13 protein-coding genes are annotated in these 12,603 nt (G+C 41.3%); 12 read left to right on the top strand and 1 reads right to left on the bottom strand.

Annotated features, from left to right (window positions below; genetic code table 11):
- Window positions 1-88 precede the first annotated feature (88 nt).
- The 3 genes from AC1Z3S_RS17185 (at window position 89) to AC1Z3S_RS17175 (ending at window position 1,960) form a co-directional block, all read left to right on the top strand.
- Window positions 89-937 carry an ABC transporter ATP-binding protein gene (locus tag AC1Z3S_RS17185; RefSeq protein ID WP_461741370.1) on the top strand — a complete coding sequence of 283 codons (849 nt, stop codon included), beginning with the start codon at window positions 89-91 and terminating at the stop codon, window positions 935-937.
- Complete coding sequence (locus AC1Z3S_RS17180) at window positions 937-1,683, top strand: ABC transporter permease (protein WP_461741369.1); 747 nt, start codon at window positions 937-939, stop codon at window positions 1,681-1,683. The genes AC1Z3S_RS17185 and AC1Z3S_RS17180 overlap by 1 nt, the downstream gene beginning before the upstream one ends.
- Window positions 1,684-1,753: 70 nt before the next feature.
- Entirely contained in the window at window positions 1,754-1,960 is a 207-nt protein-coding gene (locus AC1Z3S_RS17175; protein WP_461741368.1) for a hypothetical protein, read from the top strand.
- A gap of 91 nt (window positions 1,961-2,051) precedes the next feature.
- Here AC1Z3S_RS17175 and AC1Z3S_RS17170 read toward each other — a convergent pair whose 3' ends face one another.
- Window positions 2,052-3,032, bottom strand: coding sequence for a polyprenyl synthetase family protein (locus tag AC1Z3S_RS17170; RefSeq protein ID WP_461741367.1), 981 nt, complete (start codon window positions 3,030-3,032; stop codon window positions 2,052-2,054).
- Between the two features lie 220 nt (window positions 3,033-3,252).
- Here AC1Z3S_RS17170 and AC1Z3S_RS17165 point away from each other — a divergent pair, with 220 nt between their 5' ends.
- The 9 genes from AC1Z3S_RS17165 (at window position 3,253) to AC1Z3S_RS17125 (ending at window position 12,537) form a co-directional block, all read left to right on the top strand.
- Window positions 3,253-4,152, top strand: coding sequence for a prenyltransferase (locus AC1Z3S_RS17165; protein ID WP_461741366.1), 900 nt, complete (start codon window positions 3,253-3,255; stop codon window positions 4,150-4,152).
- 55 nt (window positions 4,153-4,207) lie between these two features.
- Window positions 4,208-5,410, top strand: a complete 1,203-nt coding sequence (locus AC1Z3S_RS17160) for an NAD(P)/FAD-dependent oxidoreductase (RefSeq protein ID WP_461741365.1) — start codon at window positions 4,208-4,210, stop codon at window positions 5,408-5,410.
- Window positions 5,411-5,634: 224 nt separating this feature from the next.
- Window positions 5,635-6,234, top strand: coding sequence for an alpha/beta hydrolase (locus AC1Z3S_RS17155; protein WP_461741364.1), 600 nt, complete (start codon window positions 5,635-5,637; stop codon window positions 6,232-6,234).
- Window positions 6,235-6,308: 74 nt separating this feature from the next.
- Window positions 6,309-6,560: a hypothetical protein gene (locus AC1Z3S_RS17150; RefSeq protein ID WP_461741363.1), complete on the top strand. Its 252-nt coding sequence runs from the start codon at window positions 6,309-6,311 to the stop codon at window positions 6,558-6,560.
- 289 nt (window positions 6,561-6,849) lie between these two features.
- Window positions 6,850-7,905, top strand: a complete 1,056-nt coding sequence (locus AC1Z3S_RS17145) for an aspartate-semialdehyde dehydrogenase (RefSeq protein WP_461741362.1) — start codon at window positions 6,850-6,852, stop codon at window positions 7,903-7,905.
- Between the two features lie 24 nt (window positions 7,906-7,929).
- Window positions 7,930-8,802, top strand: coding sequence for a 4-hydroxy-tetrahydrodipicolinate synthase (gene dapA / locus AC1Z3S_RS17140; protein WP_461741361.1), 873 nt, complete (start codon window positions 7,930-7,932; stop codon window positions 8,800-8,802).
- A gap of 73 nt (window positions 8,803-8,875) precedes the next feature.
- Complete coding sequence (locus tag AC1Z3S_RS17135; RefSeq protein WP_461741360.1) at window positions 8,876-10,558, top strand: ribonuclease J; 1,683 nt, start codon at window positions 8,876-8,878, stop codon at window positions 10,556-10,558.
- Window positions 10,559-10,625: 67 nt separating this feature from the next.
- Window positions 10,626-12,062 (top strand): MFS transporter, encoded by a 1,437-nt coding sequence (locus AC1Z3S_RS17130; RefSeq protein ID WP_461741359.1) that lies wholly within the window; start codon window positions 10,626-10,628, stop codon window positions 12,060-12,062.
- Window positions 12,052-12,537: a YbaK/EbsC family protein gene (locus tag AC1Z3S_RS17125; protein ID WP_461741358.1), complete on the top strand. Its 486-nt coding sequence runs from the start codon at window positions 12,052-12,054 to the stop codon at window positions 12,535-12,537. Before AC1Z3S_RS17130 ends, AC1Z3S_RS17125 begins: the two co-directional genes overlap by 11 nt.
- The last annotated feature ends 66 nt before the right edge of the window (window positions 12,538-12,603 follow it).

Here is a 12,603-nt window from a genome sequence, read left to right as displayed (position 1 = left end):
GAAAATGACAAAATTCGGTCTTTTTTTGACAGTTATAGCCGTTTAAAGGGCAACTGCCTTAAACTTATTCTCAAAGGAGCTGAAAAAAATGACGCAATTATTAAAGTTAAAACATATTTCCAAAAGCTTTGGCAACAAAGAAGCCTTAAAGGATATTAATATGACCATTTCTGAAGGCGAAATTTTAGGGTTTTTAGGACCATCTGGGGCTGGGAAAACGACCACCATTAAAATTTTGACAGGACAAATGACGCAAACCAGTGGGGAAGCGATTATTCTCGGTCAAGACACTCGTGAAATCAACGAAAAAATTTATGAGCAAATCGGCATTGTCACAGATGCTTCTGGTTTTTATGAAGAATTCAGCGTATTTGACAACTTGATGCTGTTTGCCAATCTGTTAAAGGTAAAAAAAGAACGGGTCAACGAGTTAATTGACCGCGTTGGATTGACCGAACAAAAAAATCAATTGGCAGGAAAATTATCCAAGGGCCAAGGACAGCGGTTGATTTTAGCCCGGGCCGTTTTGCATCAACCGAAACTTTTATTTTTAGATGAACCGACTTCTGGCTTAGATCCCACCACAGCGCTAGAAATTCACCGTTTACTGTTGGAATTAAAAGAAGCGGGCATGGGGATTTTTCTGACCACACATAATATGGAGGAAGCTACCAAGCTATGTAATCATGTGGCTTTATTAAATGAAGGCCATATTGTTGAGTTTGGCACTCCGCAGGAAGTTTGTCTGCGCTATAACACTAACAAGCAATATCGGGTGATGCTCAATTCCAGCGAAGAGTACGTACTGGAACAGACACCGGAAAATATCCGCCAGATTTCCGAATGGATTTCAGAAGATTTATTAGAAACCATTCATTCCTGTGAACCGACACTGGAATCAGTCTTTTTAGAAGTTACTGGAAGGGAGTTAAGCTAATGAATATGTCACTACAAAAAACCGGCGCTTTAACTATTTTCAAATTTAAGGAGCTGCTGAAAAATAAAACCTTTTTGCTGAGCGCTATCTTAGTACCGGCAATGGTGGTTGGGTTTCGTCTGTTGTATGAAAATATGCTGGCCGGAGAAACCCCGCCGACTTCTATTTTTAGCATGGTCTTAAATTTAGGAGTAACCTTTAATATTGTGATGATTTCTCTGTTGATGCCGGCTAACATGTTGGCTAAGGAAAAAGAAAAAAATACACTGCGGGTCTTGATGACCTCTTCTGTTAGTAGCTTGGAATATTTTATCGCGGCAGTTGTTCCGACCTTCTGTGTGTCTCTAGTAATTAACGTCTGTGTTTTATTTTTAAGTGGCTTGGATTTAAACTTGATTAATATTCCACTATTTATGGTGGTTACAGCTATCGCTAGTCTTATCAGCTGTGTGATTGGCATGGTCATTGGTTTATTTGCCAAAAATCAAATGTCTTCTGGAAATATTGCAACGATGATTATGCTGGTTTTGATGATGGTTCCAATGTTTTCGACGATGGTGGAGGGGTTGAAAACCTTCAGTGATTTCCTTTATACAGGAGTGGTCACCAACTTAATTACCTCGATTTCAGAAGGTAACCGAGGAGCTCTCACCACACAAGATTGGCTAGTTTTATTCGGCAGCTTTGTCGTCGCCATCGCCATTTTTATGGTCAGCTATCGTAGATTTGGTTTTACTAAAGATTAGTTTAAACGACTAGCTTGTTGTGATTTTGGGAAAAACGTTTGAAGAGTTTTTTAAACCAAGGAGTAAAGTAATGGAAGAAAAATACGGGACAATCAGAAACGGCTTTTGTTGGATGGGTATTAGTTTGGCTATCCTCTGTAGTTTTGCCCAATTTTTTGAGTTTGCCAAAACCATCAGTTTCTACTTAGCAGTAGGTAGCCTCTCATCCCTTTTTATCGGTGTGGTATTGCTGATTATTATTCGGCTGAATTCAAAAAGTCCAGCAGGAAAACAGTGATGCAGGCAAATTTAGGCTGATTTTCAGTAACTCACCTAGCAAAAATAAAATCAAAAACAGTGAAGGGGCGCTTTTACCCCTTCACTGTTTTTTAATGACTGCGTTTCAATAATAATTTCGTTAGTTTTAATAATTGTTTTTTTGATTTACCTGCTGGCAGTTTTTCAATATCTGCCAGTGCTTGGGCTGAAAAATCATTGGCGTATTTTTTTGCCGCCAAGACGCCATCGTTGGCCACTACTAATTGTGCGATTTTTTTCGCTTCGGCTTCGCTGATTAAATGGCCTTTTTCAAAGTAGAAGCTGAAGGCAGCGGGATTTTTTTCCTTCGCCAAAAGTAGGGGCAGTGTATAAACTCCTTGAGCTAAATCCTCTAAAATTGGCTTATGCAGCTCGGCCGATGTCGCCGTATAATCTAAAATATCATCGTAAATTTGAAAGGCTAGACCGATATTGCGGCCGATATTTTCAGCTAGCTGTTGAACTTCTGCGGTTAAGCCAGCAAAATAAGCCCCCTCCAAACAACTCAAGGCAAATAATTCCGCCGTTTTGCCGTCAATCGTTTGAAAATAATCCGCCAGCGTTTCTTCCGCATTGAAGCGGCTGTTCATCTGGTCTAATTCCCCTAAAAGTAAATTTTTCATCGAGCGGGCATTACGCAATAATAATTGTTGATTGTCGATGGCTTCTGTCACTAATTCAAAGAAAACTGTAAATAAATAATCGCCGGCATAGACAGCAATATCCTTACCAAATTCGGATTGCAGGGTAATTGCGCCCCGCCGCAATGGCGAATCATCAATGATGTCGTCGTGGATTAAGCTTGCCATATGCAACAGCTCTAAAGATGCCGCCACTTTGACTAAATTCTGCGCATCCTCAGGCGCGTTTTCGCCCATTTCTGCAAAGATATAAAAGAAAGCCGGGCGCAAAAGTTTGCCACCAGACCGATTCATTTTTAAAAAAGCCGCCGAGATTTCCCGGTTGCGGACCGTCAGTCGCTGTTCAATTAATTGACAAACCTCAGTCAGACGGGTATTAATATTAGGGTATTGATCCCAATAAGAAAACATGTGTAAATCCTTTCTCAACTCCAGCTGTGCCGCCGTAATGCATTTGTTTTTAAGCAAACAAAGAAAAAAGCTAGTCCACCTTTGACAGTCGGCTAGTACGGCTTTATTGTACATGGAAGTTATCGGAAATACAATTAATCTGCCAAGATTCTTTTGGCTGAAAATAAAGAAGGAAGCTTTTACTCACAGAGAATTGGCAGAAACATAAAAGGAGTCGGAAATGAAATTATCGGTATTTTTAGAATTAGTGGAAATAAAAGCAAAAACGGCGAGTATTTTGCCGTTTTTTATCGGCCTTTGTTATAGTTGGTACAATTATCACGAGGTGCGGGTGGGCTATGTGGTGTTGTACTTCATCGCAATGGTGATTTTTAATATGGCGGTCGATATCTTAGATAATTACAATGATTACCACCACGCCACCGAAGTCCATGATTATCGGGAAAAAACCAATATTATCGGTCGAGAAAATTTATCCTTGAAATTAGTTTTTAATATGATGGTGACGATGATTGTGATTTCGGCTGTTATGGGCATTGTCTTGGCCTATTATGTCGGCTGGCCGCTTTTTTTTATGGGGCTTTATTGCTATTTAGTTGGAATTTTTTATTCTTCCGGACCAAAGCCGCTGTCGAGTCTGCCTTTAGGAGAATTTTTTTCCGGCTTTACAATGGGGATGATGATTTCGCTCATCTGTGTTTATCTGAATACCTCTGATGTTTTTCAATGGAATTTAGCGACGCTGGGCTCAATTGCCTTAATTGCATTACCTAATACAATGTGGATTGCTAATTTGATGTTAGCCAACAATATTTGCGACCTAGAAGAGGACGAAAAAAATAATCGCTTCACAATCGTTCATTATCTTGGAAAAAAACGCGCTTTAGCGTTATTCTTATTTATGAACTTAATTGCAGGGGCGGCCTTAATTTTAGCCGTTGTATTCGGCATCGCTCCATGGACTATGCTACTAAGCTTTTTAGCTTTGCCAGTGATTGTAAAACAAATTCGCAGCTTTCTAAAAGTTCAGATTAAAAGTCAAACTTTTATCAATGCTGTAAGGATTCTAGCGATTGGCGCGTTAGTTCAAGTGGTCACCTTTGCAATCGGTATGTTTTAAGTTAGCAAGCTGATAGACAAGTTTGCCTGTCACTAAATTGGAGGAGGGAAATAAGATGGAAGTAGTCATTTTAGGTGCTGGTTATGCGGGTTTGCGGGCGTTAAAAGCGCTGCAAAAGGCCGATGATTTGCACATCACACTGATTGACAAAAACGATTATCATTATGAAGCTACAGATTTGCATGAAGTTGCCGCAGGTACCCAAAGCAAAGAATCAATCAGCTACTTGATTGAAGATGTGGTGGAAAGTAATAAGACGACCTTTATCAAAGGGGAAGTCGCTAAAATTGATGCGGAAAAGCAAACGGTTCTCTTAGCAGACGGTAAAGAAATTAATTACAATTATTTAATCGTCGCTCTAGGCTTTGAGTCAGAATCATTTGGTATTGCCGGTGTTGAAGAATTTGCACTACCAATGGTCAATGTTGAAACGGCTGACGCTGTTCACCAACATATTCTGGCAATGATGCAAAAATATCAAGAAACCCAAGACGAAAACTATTTGAAAATTGTTGTCTGTGGTGCAGGTTTTACCGGAATTGAGCTCTTGGGCGCCTTAGTAGAAGGCCGCAAAGAATACGCACAAATTGCCGGCGTCAAACCAGAAGAGATTCAAATTTATTGTGTCGAAGCGGTTGACCATCTCTTACCGATGTTTTCTGAAAAATTGGCTGCCTACGGGATTGACCATTTAAAATCTTGGGGAGTTCAGTTGTTAACCGGCAAACCAATTAAAGAAATTAAAGCCGATACTGTCGTCTATCAAGATGATGCAGAAACCAAAGCTCTAAAAGAATTAACCGCCAAAACCATTATTTGGACAACTGGTGTCAGCGGCAGTCATGTGATTGGCGCATCAGGCTTTGAACAACGGCGGGGTCGGGTGAACGTTACCGACCATTTGACAGCACCAGATCATGAAAATATTTATGTGATTGGGGATGTCTCTGCTGTAATGGATGCCACTAGCAAACGGCCTTATCCAACAACAGCACAAATTTCTTTGAAAATGGGTCATTATGCAGCCAAGCATTTACTGGCAACTTTAAAGGGCCAAACGATTGCACCGTTTACCTTTAAATCATTAGGCTCAGTTGCTTCAATCGGCAACAGCCATGCCTTTGGTATAGTGGGAGCCGCTGAAGTCAAAGGCTACCCAGCCTCCTTTATTAAAAAAGCGATTTTGGATCGTTCCTTGTTAGAAACCGGCGGCATTAAAGAAATGCTCGCTAAAGGACGCTTTGATTTATACCATTAAAATATGCAGAACAACGGCAAGAGCATAGCCAATTTTTTTCTTAAACTTCCTTACGGATTAAAAAGTTTTTGAAGAAAATTAGGCGACGGCTCTTGCCGTTTTTTGTGCTTAATAAATTTTGCAGGGAGGGCTTAGAGGAAAAGCCAAAGCCAATTAATTGGCAAAAAATATTTCCGATGCTATGATTAGCTTATTAAAAGTAAGTGGACGGAGGTTTTAAGCACATGGAATATTATTTTGACGAAGGGCAAAGCCAAGGAAAAAAGTTATTATTGTTGCACGGGACTGGCGGCGATGAAACGTCGCTGGTGGATATTGCCCGTTTCCTTGATGGCAGCTGTACGATTTTATCTTTTCGTGGAGATGTCCAAGAAGATGGCATGAATCGTTTTTTTAAGCGCAATGGGTTAAATCAATTTGACATTCCCAGTTTAGAAAAAGAAACCGATAATTTATTAGCAGAAATTGAAAAGCATAGCACAAAGGCCAATGTTCCACTGGATGATTGGATTTTAGTTGGCTATTCAAATGGTGCCAATATTGCGGCGCATTTGCTATTGGAGCGAAAAACCAAATTAAACAAAGCCATTTTATTTCATCCGATGTCTTTAGGGGTTAAGACGCAGGATTTCGATTTAAGCGATAAAAAAATTTGGCTTTCCAAAGGGACAAATGATCCGATTGTTTCGGATTCAGCATTTTCCGAATTGGTCGATAATTTTGAAGGGCGCCAGGCAGAAATCAGCGCAAACACCTTTGATTACGGGCATCAGGTCAGTATGGATGAGATTAATAGTGCTAAAATTTGGCTGAGTCTGCTGTAAAAATGAGCTGGATTTTCTTCGTTTTTAATTGTGGATGATACAATAAATTCATCAACAAAAGGAGGCGATCAATCATGGCAGATTTAAAAGGTCGAATGAATGACGCAAAAGATAAAGTTGCTGGTGAAGGCAAAGAAGCTTACGGCAAAGCAACGGATGACAAGTCTAAAGAAATGGAAGGCAAGGTCCAATCCAAAGGCGCCGATGCCAAAAGTAAAGCTCGTGATTTAGGCGATAAAGTCAAAGAAAAAGCTGATGAAATTGGCGAAGATGTCAAAGAAGGCTACGAAGACTTAAAAGCAAAAATGTCTAAACACAATAAGTAATTTCGTGAATAAGTTGATTCCCCTCAACTTTTTTACCTCCTGTTAATTTTGGGTTTTCCCGAAGTTTTCAGGAGGTTTTTTATTTGAAAAAAATTATCTTCGTCAGTTCAACAGTCAACCCGTTGATTTTAGCCGGCTGCTGTTTCTTAAGCAATTTACAAATTAGCAGGACAATCCCTATAGTAATTAGCACTTTTGTGGTAAAATGGGAAAAGCAAATTAATAAATGAAGGAAGTCCAGCCTTTTTGTCGGGAGCTGAAAGTCTGGCGTATATGGAGGAATTCACGGATGGAAGCAGGATATAAAATAGCCGTTGTGGGAGCGACTGGCGCAGTTGGTACCAAGATGTTGGAAATGTTGGCGGAAACAACACTGCCGATTAAGGAAATTAAACTTTTAGCATCAAAACGTTCTGCAGGCAAACAATTAGCTTTTAAAGATCAGATGCTGACTGTTGAAGAATTAGTTCCGGAATCTTTTGAGGGCATCGACATTGCTTTGTTTAGCGCAGGTGGCGGGATTTCAAAAACTTTTGCGCCTGAAGCTGTTAAACGAGGCGCAATTGTCGTCGATAATACCAGCTATTTTCGGATGGACCCGAATGTTCCTTTAGTGGTTCCTGAGGTCAATCCAGAAGCTTTGCGGGCACATCAAGGAATTATTGCCAATCCTAATTGCTCCACCATTCAAATGATGGTGGCCTTAGAACCAGTTCGTCAAAAATATGGTTTAGAGCGGATTGTTGTCTCCACTTATCAGGCGGTTTCTGGTGCGGGAGCACAGGCGATTGAAGAATTAAAAGTGCAGGCGCAGGAATTTTTAGCTGGGGTTGCCACTAAAGATATTGACGCTAATATTTTACCAGCCGGCAGTGATAAAAAACATTATCCGATTGCCTTTAATGCTTTGCCGCAAATTGATGTCTTTGCCGAAGAAGGCTACACTTATGAAGAGTGGAAGATGATCAATGAAACCAAAAAAATCATGGGAGACGAAGCCATTAAAGTGGCGGCGACCTGTGTGCGGATTCCGGTTGTCTCTGGTCACTCTGAGTCAGTTTACATCGAAGTCAAAGACGCTGCAACGGTTGCCGGGATTAAAGAAGTTATTGCGGCAGCTCCAGGAGCCGTTTTAGAGGATGATCCAAGTCAACAAATTTATCCGCAGGCCTTAAATGCTGTCGGCCAAAAAGAAACCTTTGTCGGTCGTATCAGAAAAGATTTAGATGTCGCAAATGGTTTTCATATGTGGGTGGTTTCAGACAATCTCTTAAAGGGAGCGGCCTGGAATTCCGTTCAAATTGCCGAAAAAATGCACGAAATGGGCTTAATTGCTGCGAAATAGTTTTTTAATGAGAGGTCGAGAAAAATGGAGTTAACAAGTGCAACGATTATTACTGCCATGGTTACCCCCTTTGATGAGGAAGGGAACGTGGACTTTACCCGCTTGCCGGAATTAATTGAACACTTATTAAGCACACATACAGAAGGTTTGGTGGTGGCTGGAACAACCGGCGAATCGCCGACTTTAACCCATGACGAAGAATTTCTTTTGTTTAAAGAGGTTATTCGCTTAGTCGATAATCGGGTGCCGATTATTGTCGGCGTCGGGACCAACGATACCCGTGACACGATTAATTTTGTTAAAGAAGTTGAAGCGCTCGGCGGGATTGCCGCGGGGTTAGCCGTGGTGCCTTATTACAATAAACCGAATCAAGAAGGTTTGTACCAGCATTTCAAAGCGATAGCCGAAAGCAGCAGCCTGCCGATTATTTTGTATAATGTACCCGGTCGAACTGTTGCTAGCTTAGCGGTTGCAACAACTTTGCGTCTAGCTGAGTTAGAGAATATTGTTGCCATTAAAGAATGTGCTGGCATCGAAGCCATCACTGAATTGATTGAAAATGCACCGGCCGACTTTTTAGTCTACACCGGTGAAGACGGCTTGGCTTTTCACACAAAAGTTTTAGGCGGACACGGGGTTATCTCAGTGGCCAGTCATATTTACGGCGACCAATATTATCAAATGTATCAAGATCTTGAAGCCGGCCGCCTAGCGCAAGCGGCGGCGCTACAAAGAAAATTATTGCCGAAGATTAACGCACTGTTTTCAGTGCCTTCGCCAGCGGCAATTAAAATGGCTTTAAATTATCTGCACATTCCAGCCGGTGGTCTACGTTTGCCGATGGTGGAATGCTCAGAAACTGAAAAAGAACAAATTTTAAAAGTTCTCGACTTATAAAACGGGCTTCAGCGCTTCTATTAGAAGGGCTGACTTTCCTATGTATGGCGAGTTACTTCAGAGAGGTGAAAAAATGAGCAACATTAAAATCATCCCTCTTGGCGGTGTCCGGGAAAATGGAAAAAACCTGTATGTCGTTGAGGTGGAGGATGAAATTTTTGTCCTTGATTGCGGACTAAAATATCCAGAAAACGAATTATTAGGAATCGATGTCGTGATTCCTGACTTTACTTATTTAGAAGAAAATGCTGACCGAGTGGCGGGAGTCTTCCTGACCCACGGCCATGCTGATGCAATCGGAGCTTTACCCTATTTTGTTTCAAAAATGAATGTACCGGTCTTCGGGACAGCCTTGACCATTGAATTGGCTAAATTATCCGTCAATGCTAATGACGAGAGCAAACAGTTCAATGAATTTCATGTAATTGATGAGCATACGGAAATCGATTTTGCCCATGCAACCGTCAGCTTTTTTAGAACGACCCATACAATTCCTGAATCTGTCGGAATTAACTTAAAGACTAAAGAAGGCAATATTGTTTACACCGGCGACTTTAAGTTTGATCAAAGCGCTGTGGCTATGTACAAGACCGATTACGGTCGCTTAGCTGAAATTGGCAAAGAAGGCGTCTTAGCACTTTTAAGTGATTCTTCTAACGCTGAGAGCACGGTTCAAACAGCTTCTGAGCGGGAAATTGCCGACGAAGTGTTAGACACGATTCGCTATTGGGAAGGCCGCATTATTGTTGCCAGCGTTGCCAGCAACCTGCAACGGGTTCAACAAATTTTAAATGCAGCTGCTAAAGCCAATCGTAAAGTTGTCTTAACTGGTCAGGATGTCGAAAGAATCATCCGCACGGCGATGAAATTAAATCGCCTGCATTTGCCGAGTGAAGACCTATTAGTTACCTTGAAGGAAATGAAAAAATATTCGCCAGATGAAATTCTGATTTTAGAAAGCGGCCGCATGGGTGAGCCGATTAAATCGCTGCAACGGATGGCCAATGGTGCCCATCGTTCATTGCGGATTGAAAAAGGTGATTTGGTTTACATCACCACAACGCCAACGACAGCCATGGAAACAGTCGTGGCTAAAACAGAGGACATGATTTATCGTGCAGGCGGCGTCGTCAAACAGATTTCGGAAAATTTCCGGGTCTCCGGCCATGCCAATGCCAACGATTTACAGTTGATGTTAAACTTTATGAATCCAAAATATTTTATTCCCGTCCAAGGGGAATACCGTCAGCTAGCTGCCCACGCTGATTTAGCCCATGAAGTGGGAATGGCTTATAAAGATATTTACATCACCGGCCGCGGCGATATTTTAGAATACGCCAAAGGCAAAATGGCTTATGCTGGCAGTACAACAGCAGATAATGTGATGATTGACGGTTTAGGTGTCGGCGATATCGGCAATATTGTTTTGCGGGATCGCAAAATTTTATCAGAAGATGGGATTTTTGTGGCAGTTGTAACCATCAATCGCCGAGAGCAAAAAATTGTTTCGGCACCACAGATTACCTCCCGTGGTTTTGTCTATGTTAAAACCAGCCGTGATTTGATGAAGGAATGCAGTAAGATGATCAGTGAAATTGTTGAAAAGCATTTGCAAAGTAAAGATTTTGAATGGAGCAAATTAAAACAAGACATTCGTGATCAGCTAGGGCGTTATCTCTTTGAACAAACGAAGCGTCGCCCAGTGATTTTACCAGTCATCATGGAGGCAACGCAGCGCAAGCGCAGTCGCAACTAGGAAACAGGCCTGTCGGATGTCGGCGGGCTTTTCCTTTTGTAAAAAATTATCAGAAAGAAGGAGTGGCATGAAAACCTATCAAGAAGATGCCAAAGTTCAAAAACAACGCTGGTGGATTTTAGTCTGTGTGGCGATGTTCACCTTTATGTCGACCCTTGATTCCAGTATCGTCAACATTGCGTTACCGACTATTTCAAAGGATTTAGGGGTGTTGATGAATCAAGCCGCCTGGGTGGCATCCGTTTATTTAATGGTAGTCTGCGCCTGTCTGCTGCTGTTTGGAAAAATTGGTGACAGCTGGGGCAAAATTCGAATTTTTCGGATTGGGACAATTATTTTTGTATTAGGCTCATTACTCTGCGGCTTCAATCATTCGCTATTATTTTTATTATTCGGCCGAGTGATCCAAGCGATTGGAGCTAGCATGACGATGGCCACCAACTCCGGTATTATTACTGAAATTTTTCCTTTAAAAGAACGGGGTCGAGCGCTAGGGATGATTGGTGCCTTTGTATCACTAGGTTCAATCACTGGTCCGGGATTAGGCGGATTGATTTTATCCCATTTAAGCTGGCCTTATATTTTTTGGATTAATATTCCCGTGGGTCTCGTTACGATTGTAATCGGTGAAAAATTTTTACCAAAAGATTTAACAAAGAGCAAAGAAAAAATTGATTTTGCCGGCTTTATTGTCTTTGCAATCGGCATTATCAGTTTATTCGGCGGCATTTTTATCGGACAAGAGCTAGGTTTTACCGCTTGGCAAGTGCTTGGCCTATGGGTGATAGCAGTTGCGGCCTTTATTATTTTCTACCGTCTTGAAAAACGGCAGACAACTCCGCTGATTGACTTCAAAATTTTTGACAATCGGATTTTTACAATGGGCCTCGTTACAGCAGTTTTTATTTTTGCCTCGAACTTTTTTGTCAATGTTATCATGCCTTATTACCTGCAAGATGCCCTTGGCTACAGCGCCAGTTTTGCCGGCATTTTAATGATGGTCTTTCCGCTGATGATGGTGGTGGGCTCGCCTTTAAGCGGCTATTTAACCGATGTGCTGGGAGCTAAAAAATTAGTGTTTTCAGGCTTAATTCTTTTGGCAGCTGCCCAATTAGGTTACATGTTTTTAGGTTTAACGACACCTTTGTGGTATTTTTGCCTCTTTACAGCTTTAATGGGCTTAGGTAATGCCCTCTTCCAATCACCAAATAACACGATGATTATGAGTAGCGTTAGCAAAGAAAATTTGGGAATTGCCGGCAGTTTAAATAGTTTCGCCCGCAATTTTGGGATGGAAATCGGGATTGCGTTATCCACTACGATTCTCTATCAAGCCATGAGTGTCGCCTATGGTCAAAAGGTGACGACTTACATCAGTGGGCGGCCGGAAATTTTTATTTTCGGCATGGAAATCGCCTTTTTAGGCTCATTTATTTTATGTTTTGTAGCATTGTTAATTACTTATCTTAGAATACGCAAGGAGCGAAAAGTCAATGGCCGATAAAAATGAAGTTGAAAGCTATTTATCAGAAAATCAAGTGCCCTATGAAGCCATCATATTTCCCACCCAAGAAGTCAATGGCACAGAAGAATTGCTGGAGGACCAACTAAATTTTCCAAAAGAAATTATTTACAAGACACTGGTCTTAAAAGGCGATAAAACAGGTGTTGTGATTGCTTTAGTACCATTGACTGAGCGCATGGATTACAAAGCGGTTGCCAAAGCTACCGGCAATCGTAAAATTGGTTTACCGCCGATTGAGTATGTCATCGAACAAACCGGTTATGAGCATGGCGCCAATACTCCTTTTGGCATTCGCAAACATCATCCAGACTTTCCAATTTTGATTGATGAAAAAGTCCAAGAGTTACCAGAAATCGTTGTTTCTGCTGGTGAATTAGGTAAGGGAATCAAATTGTCGGTAAAAGATTTTATCGCATTTATTCAACCGCAGCTGACAGCCATCGTCAAAAAATAAAAATTTTGAATTTTTATTGTCAAGCCTTGCTGGTCGAGTGCCTTAATAGTCGTAAATTTTTTTAAG

The sequence above is a fragment of the Enterococcus sp. LJL90 genome (genome assembly GCF_056924355.1).
This window is presented reverse-complemented; position numbering and strand designations above follow the sequence as displayed.